General features: G+C 67.3%; 17 protein-coding genes. 7 read left to right on the forward strand and 10 right to left on the reverse strand.

Features of this window, described 5'->3' with window-relative positions; genetic code table 11:
* The first annotated feature begins 32 nt into the window (after window positions 1-32).
* The 3 genes from B0B01_RS08570 to B0B01_RS08580 are packed head-to-tail and all read left to right on the forward strand — an operon-like array spanning window position 33 to window position 1,270.
* Window positions 33-416 (forward strand): NADH:ubiquinone oxidoreductase subunit NDUFA12, encoded by a 384-nt coding sequence (locus tag B0B01_RS08570; protein WP_076649480.1) that lies wholly within the window; start codon window positions 33-35, stop codon window positions 414-416.
* A 21-nt stretch (window positions 417-437) separates the two neighbouring features.
* Window positions 438-896 carry an outer membrane lipid asymmetry maintenance protein MlaD gene (gene mlaD / locus B0B01_RS08575; RefSeq protein ID WP_076649481.1) on the forward strand — a complete coding sequence of 153 codons (459 nt, stop codon included), beginning with the start codon at window positions 438-440 and terminating at the stop codon, window positions 894-896.
* Window positions 893-1,270 carry a DUF2155 domain-containing protein gene (locus B0B01_RS08580; RefSeq protein WP_076649482.1) on the forward strand — a complete coding sequence of 126 codons (378 nt, stop codon included), beginning with the start codon at window positions 893-895 and terminating at the stop codon, window positions 1,268-1,270. Before mlaD ends, B0B01_RS08580 begins: the two co-directional genes overlap by 4 nt.
* On the opposite strand, the gene aat is transcribed toward B0B01_RS08580, so the two are convergent.
* The 3 genes from aat to accB are packed head-to-tail and all read right to left on the reverse strand — an operon-like array spanning window position 1,234 to window position 3,749.
* Window positions 1,234-1,866 carry a leucyl/phenylalanyl-tRNA--protein transferase gene (gene aat / locus B0B01_RS08585; RefSeq protein ID WP_076649483.1) on the reverse strand — a complete coding sequence of 211 codons (633 nt, stop codon included), beginning with the start codon at window positions 1,864-1,866 and terminating at the stop codon, window positions 1,234-1,236. The genes B0B01_RS08580 and aat overlap by 37 nt on opposite strands.
* 12 nt (window positions 1,867-1,878) lie before the next feature.
* A complete protein-coding gene (gene accC / locus B0B01_RS08590) occupies window positions 1,879-3,231 on the reverse strand; it encodes an acetyl-CoA carboxylase biotin carboxylase subunit (protein WP_076649484.1) in 1,353 nt (450 codons plus the stop codon).
* Between the two features lie 11 nt (window positions 3,232-3,242).
* On the reverse strand, window positions 3,243-3,749 hold the full coding sequence (gene accB / locus B0B01_RS08595; RefSeq protein ID WP_076649485.1) for an acetyl-CoA carboxylase biotin carboxyl carrier protein: 507 nt from the start codon (window positions 3,747-3,749) through the stop codon (window positions 3,243-3,245).
* Between the two features lie 404 nt (window positions 3,750-4,153).
* On the opposite strand from accB, the gene B0B01_RS08600 reads away from it, so the two are divergent.
* The 3 genes from B0B01_RS08600 to B0B01_RS08610 are packed head-to-tail and all read left to right on the forward strand — an operon-like array spanning window position 4,154 to window position 8,335.
* A complete protein-coding gene (locus tag B0B01_RS08600) occupies window positions 4,154-4,459 on the forward strand; it encodes a hypothetical protein (RefSeq protein ID WP_076649486.1) in 306 nt (101 codons plus the stop codon).
* A complete protein-coding gene (locus tag B0B01_RS08605) occupies window positions 4,456-7,149 on the forward strand; it encodes a sensor histidine kinase (RefSeq protein WP_076649487.1) in 2,694 nt (897 codons plus the stop codon). Before B0B01_RS08600 ends, B0B01_RS08605 begins: the two co-directional genes overlap by 4 nt.
* Before the next feature lie 58 nt (window positions 7,150-7,207).
* On the forward strand, window positions 7,208-8,335 hold the full coding sequence (locus B0B01_RS08610; protein ID WP_159438966.1) for a FliM/FliN family flagellar motor C-terminal domain-containing protein: 1,128 nt from the start codon (window positions 7,208-7,210) through the stop codon (window positions 8,333-8,335).
* 28 nt (window positions 8,336-8,363) lie between these two features.
* Here B0B01_RS08610 and B0B01_RS08615 read toward each other — a convergent pair whose 3' ends face one another.
* The gene (locus tag B0B01_RS08615; RefSeq protein ID WP_076649489.1) at window positions 8,364-8,786 is read right to left on the reverse strand and encodes a protein tyrosine phosphatase family protein; all 423 of its coding nucleotides are present in this window, start codon (window positions 8,784-8,786) and stop codon (window positions 8,364-8,366) included.
* A 292-nt stretch (window positions 8,787-9,078) separates the two neighbouring features.
* On the opposite strand from B0B01_RS08615, the gene B0B01_RS08620 reads away from it, so the two are divergent.
* Complete coding sequence (locus B0B01_RS08620; RefSeq protein ID WP_076649490.1) at window positions 9,079-9,294, forward strand: hypothetical protein; 216 nt, start codon at window positions 9,079-9,081, stop codon at window positions 9,292-9,294.
* 158 nt (window positions 9,295-9,452) lie between these two features.
* Here B0B01_RS08620 and B0B01_RS08625 read toward each other — a convergent pair whose 3' ends face one another.
* The 6 genes from B0B01_RS08625 to B0B01_RS08650 form a co-directional block, all read right to left on the reverse strand.
* Window positions 9,453-9,671 carry a hypothetical protein gene (locus B0B01_RS08625; protein WP_076649491.1) on the reverse strand — a complete coding sequence of 73 codons (219 nt, stop codon included), beginning with the start codon at window positions 9,669-9,671 and terminating at the stop codon, window positions 9,453-9,455.
* 123 nt (window positions 9,672-9,794) lie between these two features.
* Window positions 9,795-10,463 carry an adenosylcobinamide amidohydrolase gene (locus B0B01_RS08630; RefSeq protein WP_076649492.1) on the reverse strand — a complete coding sequence of 223 codons (669 nt, stop codon included), beginning with the start codon at window positions 10,461-10,463 and terminating at the stop codon, window positions 9,795-9,797.
* Window positions 10,460-11,218 (reverse strand): ABC transporter ATP-binding protein, encoded by a 759-nt coding sequence (locus tag B0B01_RS08635; protein WP_076649493.1) that lies wholly within the window; start codon window positions 11,216-11,218, stop codon window positions 10,460-10,462. Before B0B01_RS08635 ends, B0B01_RS08630 begins: the two co-directional genes overlap by 4 nt.
* A complete protein-coding gene (locus tag B0B01_RS08640) occupies window positions 11,215-12,198 on the reverse strand; it encodes a FecCD family ABC transporter permease (RefSeq protein WP_076649494.1) in 984 nt (327 codons plus the stop codon). Before B0B01_RS08640 ends, B0B01_RS08635 begins: the two co-directional genes overlap by 4 nt.
* Window positions 12,195-13,043, reverse strand: coding sequence for an ABC transporter substrate-binding protein (locus B0B01_RS08645; RefSeq protein ID WP_234967734.1), 849 nt, complete (start codon window positions 13,041-13,043; stop codon window positions 12,195-12,197). Before B0B01_RS08645 ends, B0B01_RS08640 begins: the two co-directional genes overlap by 4 nt.
* Window positions 13,030-14,835, reverse strand: coding sequence for a TonB-dependent receptor plug domain-containing protein (locus tag B0B01_RS08650; RefSeq protein ID WP_076649496.1), 1,806 nt, complete (start codon window positions 14,833-14,835; stop codon window positions 13,030-13,032). Before B0B01_RS08650 ends, B0B01_RS08645 begins: the two co-directional genes overlap by 14 nt.
* Window positions 14,836-14,931 lie beyond the last annotated feature (96 nt).

Consider the following 14,931-nt stretch of genomic DNA (forward strand, 5'->3'; position numbering starts at 1 on the left):
GACGGCTAAGGATTCAACGGGCGGAGATTCACATGGGCATCGGCAATCTTCTTCTGCGCACGGTTGGCTGGTGGGACCGGCAAACGATCAACACCCAGCTTTTCACCTGGCGCAAGGGGATCAAGGTCGGCGAGGATGAACAGGGCAACGTGTTCTACCGCAACGCCGATGACAGCAAGCGCTGGGTGATCTTCAACGGCGAGATCGAGGCGACCCGGGTCGGGCCGGGCTGGCAAGGCTGGCTGCACCGCACCTGGGACGAGCCGCCCAGTGAAAAGCCGCTGCCGCAGAAGACCTGGGAAAAGCCGCATCTCGAGAACCTGAGCGGCACCATGCTGGCCTATGCGCCGGCCGGGTCGATCCGCCGCGTCGCGCCGGTGGAACGGCGCGATTACGAAGCCTGGACCCCGGAATGACCGCAAGCCGGAGACTGCTTCATGTCCTATAAGCCGACCGAGGTTCTCGTTGGTGCGCTGGTGCTGGTCGCGGCCGTCGGGTTCGTGCTTTTTGCCGGCCAGAAGACCGGATTCGCCTCGCGCGGCAGCGACAGCTATCCGCTGCATGCAAGCTTTCGTTCGCTCGACGGGGTGAGCGTCGGCACCGAGGTTCGCCTGGCCGGGGTGCGTGTGGGCAGCGTGACCGACATGCGTCTGAACCCTGAAACGTACCGCGCGGACGCGACCCTGTCGCTGCGCAAATCGGTGCGCATTCCCGATGACAGCGCCGCCGCGGTCGCCTCCGAAGGGCTGCTTGGCGGGAATTTCGTCGAGCTTTCTCCCGGTGCCTCGTTCGATTACCTCGAGCCGGGCGGGGAAATCGTCGATACCCAAGGCTCGGTCAGCCTGATTTCGCTGCTGCTCAAGTTCGTCTCGGCAAGTGGCGGGGATGACAGATGATCCGCGCCGTGCTGGCCGTTCTGGTCCTGCTGTCAGGTCCGGCTGCGGTGCTGGCGCAAAGCACACAGCAGACGCGGGCGCAATCCGGCCTTGGCGTGCTGCTTCGCGGTCTCGACAAGGTGAACGGCGAAACCGTCGACGTGGAGATTCCCTGGGGCGGAACGCTTGACGTTTTCGGGCTGAGCGTGACCGCCGAGGATTGCCGCTATCCGGCCGAAAACCCGACCGGCGACGCCTTTGCCCTGCTCGGCATCAAGGATCGGGTGAGCGGCGAGGACGTGTTCCACGGCTGGATGGTGGCATCGTCGCCGGCGCTGAATGCGCTTGACCACAACCGCTATGATGTCTGGGTGTTGCGCTGTATGATTTCCTGAGCGGTGCCGATCGGCGGGCCGAGGAAATCCGCTTCCCGCGCCGTGGCCTCGTCGAGGCGGCGGAAATATTCGTCGCGCGGGATTTCAACCGCCCCCAGGCTTTCCAGATGGGACGTGGTGAACTGCGTATCGAACAGGGTGAACCCCCCGAGCCGGAGCCGGTCCACCAGCCAGGCCAGCGCCAGCTTTGATCCGTCGCGGCGGTGTGAAAACATGCTTTCGCCACAAAACGCGGCGCCGATGCAGACCCCGAACACGCCACCGGCCAGCTCGCCCTGTTCGCGGATTTCCACCGAATGGGCATGGCCCGCGGCAAACAGCGCAAGGTAAAGCGCCCGCAGTTCGGCGTTGATCCAGGTCTCCTCGCGTTCGGCGCAGGCATTGACCACGGCGGCGAAATCCTGGTCGATCGTGACCTCGAAACCGCCGCGCCGCATCCGCCGCGCGAGGCTGCGGGAGATGTGGAACCCGTCAAGCGGGATGATCCCCCGCTCCATGGGGTTGACCCAGAACACCCGCTGGCTGTCCCGGGCGCGCGCCATCGGAAATACGCCCTCGCGATAGGCGTAGAGCAGCACATCCGGGGTGAGTTTCATCCTGCCCCGCCGTCAGCCTTCGCCGAGATGGGTTTCCAGCCACTGTTCCAGCCAGTGGATGTTGTATTGCCCGCTGTGGATGTCGGGTTCGGCGAGCAGTGCGTGAAAAAGCGGCACGGTGGTGTCCACCCCATCCACGATCAGTTCCCCGAGCGCCCGGTGCAGCCGCGCCAGCGCCTCCGAACGGTCGCGCCCGTGCACGATCAGCTTGCCGATCAGGCTGTCGTAATAGGGCGGGATCACATAGCCGTCGTAAAGCGCCGAATCGACCCGCACCCCGAGCCCGCCCGGCGCGTGGTATTGCGTGATCCGCCCCGGACTCGGCGTGAAGTTCGGCAACCGCTCGGCGTTGATGCGGACCTCGATCGAATGGCCGTTGATGGTCAGATCGCCCTGATGAAACGACATCGGCAGTCCGGCGGCGACGCGGATCTGCTCGCGCACGAGGTCAACCCCGAAGATCGCCTCGGTGACCGGGTGCTCGACCTGCAGCCGCGTGTTCATCTCGATGAAATAGAAATCGCCGTTTTCATAAAGAAACTCGATCGTGCCCGCCCCCGCATAGCCGAGTTCGGCCACCGCATTGGCGCAGAGCCGGCCGATCCGTGCGCGTTCCTGTTCCGAGATGACCGGGCCGGGCGCTTCCTCAAGCACCTTCTGGTGCCGGCGCTGCAGCGAGCAGTCGCGCTCGCCAAGATGCACCGCCCCGCCCCGGCCGTCGCCGAAGATCTGCACCTCGATATGTCGCGGCGTGGCGAGGTATTTTTCGAGATAGACGGCATCGTTGCCGAAATTTGCCTTGGCCTCGGCCCGGGCGGTGCGGAAGGCGCGCTCCATCTCTTCTGGATCGTTCGCAACCTTCATGCCCTTGCCGCCACCGCCGGCGGTGGCCTTGATGATCACCGGATAGCCGATCTCGCCGGCGACCTGCAGCGCGTCTTCGAGCGAGGCGACGCCGCCCTCGCTGCCCGGAACACAAGGCACCCCGAGCCGGCGCATGGTTTCCTTGGCGGTGATCTTGTCACCCATGACGCGGATATGTTCGGCGCGGGGGCCGATGAAGGTCAGCCCGTGGTCCTCGACGATCTGGACGAAATTCGCGTTCTCCGAGAGGAACCCGTACCCCGGGTGGATCGCCTGGGCGCCGCTGATCTCGCAGGCGGCGATGATCGCCGGCACCGAAAGATAGCTCGCAGTGGCCGAGGGCGGGCCGATGCAGATCGATTCGTCGGCCATGCGCACATGCATCGCATCCGCATCGGCGGTGGAGTGGACGGCGACCGAGGCAATGCCCATCTCGCGGCACGCCCGCACCACCCGGAGGGCGATTTCTCCGCGATTGGCGATCAGGATCTTTTCGAACATCTGCGGCTGTCCTACTCGATGATGACGAGCGGGGTGCCGAATTCGACCGCTGCCCCGTCTTCGACGAGGATCCGCCGCACCGTGCCCGCCCGCGGTGCCGGGATGTGGTTCATGGTCTTCATCGCCTCGACGATCAGCAGCGTGTCGCCCTCGGCGACGGTGCCCCCCACGCTCACGAAGGGCGCGGCACCGGGTTCGGGCTGCATGTAGACCGTGCCGACCATGGGCGATGTGACGGCGCCCGGATGGTCCGCCGGATCTTCGGAAGCGGCGGCGGGCGCCGGAGCATCCGCCACGGGCGTTGCGCCATGAAAGGGAAGCGACGGCGCCGGCAGCAGCCCGGGCTGCGCCGCGGCCGGTGCTGCCGGAGCGGGTGAAAAGCGGCTGATGCGGACATTCAGGGTATTGTCGTCGCCATAATCGCGCTTCACCTGCAGTTCGGCGAGTTCATTCTCGCGCAGAAGCTCCGCCAATGCGCGGATGAAGCTCACATCGTTGTCGTGGTCGGGGTTGGTCATGAATGTCCTCGGCGGGTTCGGAGCTGCGCCCGGGCAGCGGAAGCGAAGATTTCAACGTGGTTATAGGGTAAGGCGGGCGCAGTGGAAAGCGCCGTTACGCGCTGTTTCCGGCCCGCGGAGAGGGCCGGGGCGGCACAGGCGCATGGTTTGCGATGGATTTTGACAGTGTGGCGATGGGGGCGCTAGTCTTGACGGCAGTCCAGGTGCCGGGCGGATGATGTGCATGGCGGAGGAGGGCTGCGGATGATCCGCCACAAGGTTCCCGGCCACAGGGGTCGCGGGCCCGGCATGGCCGGTACGGGCCGCCTGGTTCAACCCGTGCGGCAAGGATCCGGACCCACAGGCTTCCGCGGCCGGACGCTCCGGCGGGAACACCCCGCGGTGGCCGGATCGCGGGGCGCGCCATGAGCCCCGAGGCGCGGCGCCGCCGCCGCCGGGAGAGCGTGTTCCACGAGCGCCGGATCTACCGCCGCCGCCGGGGGCGCGATGCGGCGCGGCTTCTGTCGGTGCTCGGCGCGGTCCTCTTTGCCCTGCCGCTGCTCTGGGAACGGGCCGGAACGGACGGGGCCGTCGCCATGTCCTCGGCCGTCATCTACCTGTTCACCGCCTGGGTCGGGCTCCTGCTCGCGAGCTTCTGGGTCGGGTTCAGCGCCCGGCACTGGGAACAGGACGGCGATACCGCCCCCGAGGACGGGGAGGACGGACCGTGACGTCGTTCAACCTCCTGGTCGGGGTCTGCCTCGGCTATGTCGCGCTGCTTTTCCTGGTCGCCTTCCTGGCCGATCGTGTCGCCGCGCAGGGCCGGGGGCGCTGGCTGCGCACGCCGCTGATCTATACCCTGTCGCTGTCGATCTACTGCACCGCCTGGACCTTTTACGGCGCGGTCGGTTATGCGGTGCGCTCGGGCCTTGAGTATGTGACGATCTATCTTGGCCCGACCATCGTCATGATCGGCTGGTGGTGGGGCCTGCGCAAGCTCGTGCGCGTCGCCCGCAGCCAGCGGGTGACCTCGATCGCGGACCTTCTGTCGTCGCGCTATGGCAAGTCGAACACGCTGGCGGTCGGGGTCACGATCCTCGCCGTGATCGGCATCACCCCCTATATCGCGCTGCAACTGCAGTCGATCACCCTGTCCTTCGCGACCTTTGCCGAGGCCGACAGCGCCAGCGACTGGCCCGAAATCTCGAGCGGGATCTGGGTCGCGATCGGGCTTGCCCTGTTCGCGATCCTGTTCGGAACCCGCAACCTTGACGCCAATGAACGCCACCACGGCATCATCACGGCGGTTGCGCTCGAAGCCGTGGTCAAGCTGGTGGCGCTGCTTGCGGTCGGCATCTTCGTGGTCTGGGGAATCGCGGGCGGCGTGGGCGATACCATGGCGCGCATCGACGCCTCGCCGCTCGGCGAATGGAGCGTCGAGCCCGGGCGCTGGAGCGCGATCATGTTCCTTGCCGCCGCCGCCTTCGTCTGCCTGCCGCGGATGTTCCAGGTGCTCGTGGTCGAGATCGACAACGAACGCCACCTGCGCACCGCCGGCTGGGCCTTTCCGCTTTACGTGCTGCTGATGAGCCTGTTCGTGGTGCCGATCGCGGCGATCGGGCTCGACCTGCTGCCCGAGGGCACGGACCCCGATCTTTTCGTGCTGACCCTGCCGCTGTCGCAGGGGCAGGAGAACCTCGCCATGCTGTCGTTCCTCGGGGGGTTTTCATCGGCCACCTCGATGGTGATCGTGGCCAGCATGGCGCTGGCCACGATGCTGTCCAATCATATCGTCATGCCGCTGTGGCTGTCCCGCCGCGGCGGGGCGGCGGCGGGGAGCGGCGATCTGCGCCATATCGTGCTGCGCGCGCGCCGCCTGGCCATCATCGCGGTGCTGGCGCTCGGCTATGCCTATTATCGCCTGTCCGGGGGCGGCGCGGGACTGGCGGCGATCGGGCTGGTTTCCTTTGCCGGCGTGGCGCAGATGGTGCCGCCGCTCGTCGGCGGGCTCTACTGGCGGGGGGCGACGCGCATCGGCGCGCTTGCGGGGCTGCTGGTCGGGTCGCTGTTGTGGCTTTATACCCTGTTCCTGCCGCAGTTCGTCGGTTTCATGCCCGAATCGATCGTGGCCGCGGGACCATTCGGCATCGCCTGGCTGCGCCCTCACGCGCTGTTCGGGATCACCGGGCTCGATCCCATGACCCATGCGGTGGTCTGGAGCATGGCGCTCAATACGCTGGTCTTCGTGGGAGTTTCGCTGTTGACCGTGCCGGCGCCGCTCGAACGGCTGCAGGGCGCGCAATTCGTCAACGTGTTCGAACATTCGAGCGGCCTGCGCGGCTGGACCGGCTACGTCGCGCAGAGCGAGGATCTGCTGGTGATGGCGCAGCGTATTCTCGGGGCCGAAGATGCGCGTGCCCTGTTCCGGCGCGAGGCCGAGGCGCAGGGGGTGCGCGGCCAGTTGCCCGAGCCGACGCCCGATTTCCTCGAACGGCTCGAACGCCATCTCGCGGGGCTCGTGGGGGCCGCCGCGGCCCATGCGATGATCGGGCAGATCGTCGGCGGCACGTCGGTTTCGGTCGAGGACTTGCTGGCGGTGGCCGACGAAAGCGCCCAGATCCTCGAATATTCGAGCCAGCTCGAGGCAAAATCGGCCGAACTGAGCCGCACCGCGCGCCAGTTGCGCCAGGCCAATGCCATGCTGACCCGGCTTTCCGAACAGAAGGATGCCTTCCTCGGCCAGGTGAGCCACGAATTGCGCACGCCCATGACCTCGATCCGGGCCTTTTCCGAGATCCTGCGCGACACCGACGACCTGACCCCCGAGGAAAATACCCGCTATGCGGCGATCATCCACGACGAGGCGCTTCGCCTGACCAGGCTGCTTGACGATCTGCTGGATCTGAACGTGCTGGAAAGCGGCAAGGTGAGCCTGAACCTCAAGGACGGCAACCTTGCGCAGGTGCTGGACCGGGCGCTGTCATCCGCATTGGCCGGGGCCGACCGCGAACTTGTCGTGCGCCGCGATCCGGGGGCGGAGGATGTTGCGCTGCACACCGATCTTGACCGGCTGGCGCAGGTTTTCATCAATCTGGTGACGAATGCGCTCAAATACTGCAACGCCGAGGCGCCGGAGCTGCGAATTCGGGTGTCGCGCAACGGCCCGGATCTGGCGGTCGATTTCATCGACAACGGACGCGGGCTCGGCCCCGAGGCGCAGGCGATGGTGTTCGAGAAATTCTATCGCGTCAGCGGCGAAAAGGCCGGCGGCGCGGGGCTTGGCCTCGCGATCTGCCGCGAGATCATGCAGCGTCTGGGCGGCGATATCACCTATCTGGCCGACGAGGGCGGCGGCGCCTTCCGCGTGAGCCTGCCACTGGCGCCGGGGCTGGCTGACGAGGCCGGATCAACGGTTTCGTAACCCGGCCGTGATTAGCCTTGTCCCTGCGGCAGAAGCGCGGGAACAGATGAAGATCGCGATGACAGAGACGGATGGTTCGGGGTCGGTATTGCGGCGCATGGTTGCCGGGGACGGGGACAATGCGAATCCGCCCGCCCGCCCGGTGCTGCGGGCCCTGCGAATGGGGTTTGCCCGTGCCGCGAATGATGCGCTCGACCTTGCGCTGTCGGTGATCGGGATCACGGCAGGGGCCTGCCGGTACGAGGATCTCGGGGCGCGGCTGCCGGCGGAGCGGCTGATGATTCTCATGGATGGTCCGGGTTGCGCGACCGCGGCGCTGCTCATGGACGGCCCGGCGCTGGCCGCGCTTGTGCAGCGGCAGACCATGGGGCGTGTCGCCGCCGCCCCGGCCCCGGCCGCGCCGCGCGCCTTTACCGATACCGATGCCGCGCTGGCCGCGCCGCTGATCGACGCCGCGCTGGCGCAGGTCAGCGCGTTGTGCGAAAGCGCCGAGGATCGCGCCCTGTTTGACGGGGTCCGCTTCGGCGCCCGCGCCCATGATCGTCATGGCCTGCTGGTCGCGCTCGAATCGGGGCCTTATCGCCTGTTCGACCTCACGCTGGATTTCGCGGGCGGGGCGCGGCAGGGGGCTGTCCTGCTCGTCCTGCCGGCGCCCGAACCGGAACCGGACGCCACCCGGGGAGAGGGGGCCGAGCCGGGCCTTGCGGCCATGTTCGGCGTGGTGCGGGCCGAGCTTCTGGCCTCGGTCGGGCGCATCCGCCTGCCGCTTTGCGATCTCGCGGCGATGAAGGCCGGCGATCTCCTGCCGCTGCGGGGCAAGACGCTGCGCGAGGTCGAATTGCGCGCGATCGACGGCAACGCGCGGGCGGCCGGGCGGCTTGGGCAGGTGCGGGGGATGCGCGCCGTGCGGCTCGAGACCCTTGCACCGGCCGGCGCCGAGAACGAGCCCTTCGCCGAACGCCTGTTGGAGCGGGCGCCGCAGGGCACGGGCGACAGGCCGGTGGCGGAAGCGATGGCGGCCGCAGCGACGGGGCAGGCGATGGCGGGCGGTGCAGGCGGGGCAGGAATGGCGGGGCATTTGCCGGATGCCGATCTCGACCCGGCGGAGATCACCGCGCTGGCCGGGCTCGAGGAGGAGGGCGAAGCTGACGAGCCCGTGACGGCCGGGCACCGTAGTGCGGGCTGAGGGCGGCTGTGCCGGCAGGACGGTGGACTTACCGCGCGAGCTGCTCCAGGACCGGGCGCAGAAAACCCAGGTCATATCCCCCGCGCAGCGCGGTCGCGAGGATCTCGTCCACCGGCATATGCCCGGCCTGTCCGAGCGCCCAGATCATCGTGCAGCGCGTGCCGGTCGCGCAATAGGCAAGCACCGGCCCGGGGGCCGCCTCGATGATCCGGTTTTGCCGGGCGATGTTGTCCGGGGTCATGGTGTCACGCGTGAGTTCGAGCCGCTCGAAGGCGAGCCCCGCCTTTTCGGCCGCGGCCTGTATGTCGGCGGCCCGAATCTCGGGCGGAACCTCGCTGTCGGGGCGGTTGCAGATCACCGTGCCGAACCCGGCGGCGGCGATCCCGGGCAGGTCATCGGGGGTGATCTGGGGTGCGACATGATAGCGCGGGGTGATCTGACGAATGTCCATGCCGTTTGCCTTACGTTCGCAAACCCGGCCTGTCCAGAGGCTGAATCGGCCTGTTTTTGCCGGGTCCGGCGCACCAGGCCTCGGGGCGCGAACAATCCATCGGTGAATTTCCGCCGACTGCTGCTCTCAACGCGTGATTTTTCGGGCATCACGTGGTATGTTAGCGCTATAAGTCGAGGTTGACTGACAGGAGCGGACACATATGTCCTCAGTGAGGGCGGTAAGGCCGCTCAGCAGTCAACGCAGGGGAAATTCACGGAAATATTCGCTGCGACCGATCAGGGGGATTGTCATGCCGATTCGCGAGCTGAAGCAACGTGCCGAACATCTGGAAAACCGGATTTCCCGATCTGATTACCTTGAACGGCTCAGACTGCAGCCCGAATTCAGCCGGGTGATCGACCGGCTGCGGGCCGAAGGCGTCCGGGTTCCGACACATCTGTCCAACCTCGAATACAGCCTCGCCGAAGAGGCGATCGAGGCGCAGTTCGACAACATGCCCGTCTGAACCCTTTGCCCGTCTGAACCCTTTGCCCGTCTGAACCGTTTTCGTCTGACGCGGAAAACATGACTGCGGCCGGCGCGCCGGCTGCAGTTGCGCCGGTCACGGGGGTGCGTCGATCACGGCGGCACTGGTCGCAAAGGCCGGTTCTTCAGGGCAGGTGCTCAGCCGAGCATCACGCCGATCACCACCAGCATGAGGCCGAGCACCGACAGGAACAGCGCCCCGAGATTGATCGGCAGGGCCGATTTCAGCACGGCGCGCAGATCCTCGTCCGAAAGCCGCGCCCGGCGGGCCCGGGCGACGCGCAGGATACTCCAGACCAGACCCGCGAGCCCGAGCAGGGACAGGGCCGCGCCGACCAGCACCATGGCTTCGAACATGAGACTCCGTGCTCCCTTTTTCGTGCCGCGTCCGATCTGCGCTGATCCCGCGCAGCATCCGCATGGCGCGCGCCTAGCGCAGGGCAGGGCACCATGCAAGCCGCTTGCCGGGACAGGCCCGCCTCAGGGCATTTGCTGATGCCTGCCTGCCGCCTCCATCCAGGCCAGCGTGGCGGCCCGCACGGCATCATGCGTCGCCCGCCCGAGCGCTTCGCCGGCGGCCGTATGCAGCCCCACATGCCGGCCGGTGCCCGCCGGGGCGGCGATGGCGATACAGTCGGTGCCGGTGCCGGTGGCCTGCCCGGTCGCGAGCATGGGCCCGGTTTCCATGATGGCGGCGGTGCGGGCCTCGGCACTGATCGAGACGGCCTCGATCAGCGCCGCATCATTCAGCCCGCAGGACAGGCGCAGCCCGATGTTGATCGTGCCCCATCCCGCGCCGCTTTCCGCATCCGCCGGCGGGAGCCGCGTGCCGATGCGCTCGGCGTTGGAAAGCCCGGCGGTGACCACGCAATCGGCGCGAATCCCGTCCACCGTGACGCTCGCGGTCCGGTAGGCGGCAAGGCTGCGCGATGTCAGCATCGCTACCGCGTCGCTTTCGCCGCGTACCGCCAGTTCGCGTGCGAGCCAGGCGTCAGCATCGAAGCCTTCGGGCAGGTCGGCATTGCGGACCTCGCGCCAGAGGATCCGACTGGCATCCGTGAGCCCGGGGTTCGCCACCGCCCAGCTGATGATGCGGTGCGGTGCGCCCAGGTCGAACATGAGCCAGGGCGCCTTGAGCGTGACGTTCATCCGGTCAGCTCCATCGGCTGGAACACGACGCCCTGCGGCGTCTCGCGATAGAACGCCGTGATGCCGAAGACCTGCGCCACGTTTTCGGCGGTCAGCACCTCGTTCGGGGGGCCGTCGGCGACCAGGCGGCCGCGATCCAGCATCAGCAGCCGCGTGCAGTGGCGCGCCGCCAGCCCGAGATCATGCAGCGAGACGATGATCGAGCGCCCGCCCCAGGCGAGATCGGCAAACAGCTCCATGGTGGCGATCTGATGCGCGGGGTCGAGCCCGGCGATCGGTTCATCCGCAAGCACGAGCGGCGTCTCCTGCGCGAGCGCGCGCGCGATCAGCACCCGCGCCTGTTCGCCCCCTGAAAGCCGGGTCGCCGTGCGGCCGCGCATCGCCTCGAGCCCCATATGCGTGATGGCGCGCTCCACCGCCGCCCGGTCGGCATCGCGCAGCCGTGCGCCGCGCGGCAGATGCGGCAGGCGGCCGAGCGCGATCACCGTCTCGACGCTGACCGGCCAGGCGATTTCGCGCGCCTGCGGCATCCATGCGACCCGGCGTGCGCGCTCCGCCGCGCCAAGCAGGGCGAGCGAGGACATGCCCTGTGCCCCGATCAGCCCGAGCGCCGCACGCAGGAGGGTGGTCTTGCCGGACCCGTTCGGGCCGACGAGGCCGATGCATTCGCCGCGCCCCACGCTCGCGCTTACGTCATCGACCACCGCGCGGGTGCCGCGGAAAACACTGAGGCCGGAGAGGGTGAGCAGGCTCATGGCAGTTCCTTGCGGGTCTTGTAGATCAGATGCAGGAACAGCGGCGCGCCGACCAGTGCCATCAGCACCCCGAGCTTGAGATCGCGCTCGGGCAGGAACACGCGCACGGCGATGTCCGCCGCCAGCACCATCCCCGCCCCGCCGAGCATTGACGCCCAGAGCAGCGCGGAGGGCCGCCCGCCGACGAACGGGCGCAGCAGATGCGGCGCGACCAGCCCGACAAAGCCGATCGCCCCGGCGACCGCGGTCGCCGCGCCGACGCTGGCCGCGACGCCGAGGATCAGCGCAAGGCGCAGCCGGTCGAGCCGCATCCCCATCGCCTGCGCCGCATCCTCGCCCAGCGTCAGCGCATCGAGCCCGCGCCCGAGCCCGAGCAGCAGCACCCAGCCCGCCGCCATGAACGGCAGCGCGAGCCAGACATGGGTGAACGAGCGGTCCGCGAGCGACCCCATCATCCAGAACACGATATCGGCGGTGGCGAACGGGTTGGGCGACAGATTGAGCACGAGCGACGTGAGCGCCCCGGCCAGCGCCGAAATGGCGATGCCGGCAAGGATCAGCGTGATCGACCCGCCGCGCGGCCCGGCCAGCAGCAGGATCACGAGCACCGCGATCACCGCCGCCCCGAGCGCCGAAAGCGGCAACGCCAGCGCGAAAAGGGTGGCGAACCCGCTCTGCAGCGCCAGCACCGCACCGAGCGCCGCCGCGCCGGTGACGCCGATCAGCCCGGGTTCGGCCAGCGGGTTGCGCAGATATCCCTGCAGCGCTGCGCCCGAAAGCCCGAGCGAGCCGCCGACCATGAGCCCGAGCAGGGCGCGCGGCAGGCGGATTTCCTGCATCACCACCGCAAGCGGCGTGTCCTCGGCGCCCAAAAGCGCCCCGAGCGCGCGCAGCGGCGTGACCGGCAGCGGTCCGGCCAGAAGCGACCCCGCAAACAGCACGGCACAGATCGCGGCCATCACCAGGGCGACACGGGTCATTGTCCGGCCTCGATCCGCTGGCGCAGCGCGCGCATGTCCTGCAGCGCCTCGATCACCGCCGGGGTGCCGCAGATCCAGTGCCTGTCATCCATGTGCCCGGCCAGCAGGCTGTCCGGCAGGGCGCGCAGCGCGGGGTGTTTCAGCACTTCGTTCGCGCGGGAATAGCCCGGGTATTCGTGCCCGCGCAGGATCACGTCCGGGGCCAGCATGACCAGCCGTTCGAGCGGCAGGTTGCCGCCATCCGGGATGCCGGCCTCGTCGGCCACGTTGGCGAAGCCGGCCTTGCGCAGGATGTCCCCGGCAAGGGTCTTGCCGCCGGTGGTATAGCCGTTCGCGTAGTAAAGCGCGGCGCGGGGGCGCCTTTCGGGCGCGCCGGAGGCCGCGGCCATACCCGCATCGAACCGCGCGAGCATCCCCGCCGCGGCCTCTTCGCGTCCGAGAAGGTCGCCCATGCGGCTGATGTTGTCGCGCACCTCGGCAAGCGAATCGGCCGGCTTGAACTGTTCGACCCGGATGCCGAGGCTGCGCAGCATCTGCACCGTGGCCGGGTCCGCATAGGTTCCGGTCAGCACGAGGTCGGGGGCGAAAAGAAAGATCGACTCGGCGCGGGTGTCGTTGACCGGCAGCGCCCGGGCCGCCTCGACCATGAGCGAGCTTTGCGGATCGCGCGAGAGCCGCGAGACCGAGACAAGCTGCCCTGGCGCGGCCAGCAGCAGCGCAAGCTGGTCGGTGCAGAGATTGGCGGACACCACCCGCTCCGGTGCCTTTTGCGGCGTGCCGGCGAGCGTCGCCGTGGCGGAAAGGACCACCACGGCGACAGCGCAGAGAGCCTCAGAAATCCGCACGGATACCCGCATAGAATGCCCGGTCGGAGGTGCCATAGCCCCGCGCCGTCTGATACTGCCGGTCGGTCAGGTTATCGACGCGCAGGTAGATCTGCGAGGCTGGCGTGAGGTCAAAGGACAGCCCCGCGTTCACCACCGTGTAATCGGGCATGGGGCCGGTATCCACGCGGTCGGCGACATGGTTGACAAAGACCTGTCCGTCGAGCCGGTTGGTCAGGCTGGCACGCAGCCCGAGCAGCAGGTCATGTTCGGGGACGCGGCTCAACTGGTCGCCCGCCGCGGTCCTGGCGCGGGTATAGGTGTAGTTGCCGAGAAAGGTCACGCGCTCCCCGAGCGGAAATTCGCTGGAAAACTCGATCCCGCGCGTCGTGGTGGTTCCGGGCACCTGTATGTAACGTCCGCTGTCCCAGTCGATGAGATCGTTGATCCTGGTGTAGAACAGCGTTGCCGCAATCAAACCGCCATTGGAAAACTCGCGCTCGGCGCCGAGTTCGAAACTGCGGCTTTTCTCGGGTTTCAGAGTATCATTGCCATAGGTCGGGTCAAAAAGCTCATAGAGCGATGGCGCGCGAAAGCCCGTGGCAATCGCGGACCTGATGGTCCATGCCTGATCAGGCCGCCACGCAAGCGCGATCCGCCCGGTTGGTTCGGTGCCAAATTCGGAATGGCGGTCAACACGCAGGGAAGTGGTCAGGTCAAGGTTGTCCGACAGGCCGAATTGCGCCTCGCCAAAGACCGAGGCCGTATCGCTGCGCGATTTGTCGCTGTCCAGCCGCGCCTTTTCCTCGGCGTACTCGGCGCCGAAAACGAGCGTGCCGAAGGACGGGCGGACCGTGCCCGTATAGCGCGCACCTTTCCGCATACCCTCAAACCGCTGGGTGTAACCGTTCGGATCATAGCGTGTTGTCTTGAAATACGACGCTTCGAGTTCATGCGATACGTTATCGCCGTCGAAAGTCGCAAATATCCGTCCACCCTTTCTGTCGGTGAAATTCTTGTCCGGCGTATCTATCAAGCCATAGGGCGGAAACATCGAATAGCCATCTATATCGGCTTCGTGCTCTTCATATATCATGTCGAAGCCGACCCGGACCTGATCGGTCAAGGCATAGCTTCCCGAGAAATAGATGGTCTTTCCGTCGAATCCGTCGCGCTCGGTATTGCCGTCGTTTTCGTCGGCAGCCGAGAATCCGTCCGTATGCAGGCGCGTCATGGTCAGGGCAAGTTCCGCACGATCCGAAAGATACCCGACGCTGCCGGAAACGCTTGCGGTGCCGTAGCTGCCCGCCTCCCCCGAAAAGCGGTAGCTGATGCCCTCGCTTGTCGGTCGCCATGTAAATATGTTCACCACGCCCGCGATGGCCGATGATCCATAAAGCGCGGATTGCGATCCTTTCAGAACCTCGACGCGGCTCAGCCCCGCGGCGGTCAGTCCGCCCCAGTTGTAGGATTGTTTGATCTCGGTCGGATCGGTCACGTCGATGCCGTTGATGCGGGTGCTGACATAGCCGCTACCGAGCCCCCGGATTCTGAGTGTCGTGGCCGTGCCGACGCCGCCATTCGCGCTGGCTGTGATGCCGGGAAGCCGCGTCAGCGTATCGACCAGTTCGGGGCCTGTGCTTCTGCCCAGATCGTATTCATCCAGCACATCGACGGTTGCGCCCACACGGTCCGCTTCGGTCTCTGTCTGGTTGGCCGATACCACGATCGTGCCCAGTTCCAGATATTGCTGCGCCGTGGCCGCTCCTGTGCCCAGCACGAGCGCGGATGCGGTTGCGAGAAGTCGTTTCATGTCAGGCCCTCCCGGCCTTGTCGGTGGTCATGTCTGGGAGAGCCACGCCGGGCCTTCCAGGACGGTGCGCATCACCATCGCGGAACCGGCGCCGCC

This window comes from Pontibaca methylaminivorans (assembly GCF_900156525.1).
GTDB lineage: Bacteria > Pseudomonadota > Alphaproteobacteria > Rhodobacterales > Rhodobacteraceae > Pontibaca > Pontibaca methylaminivorans.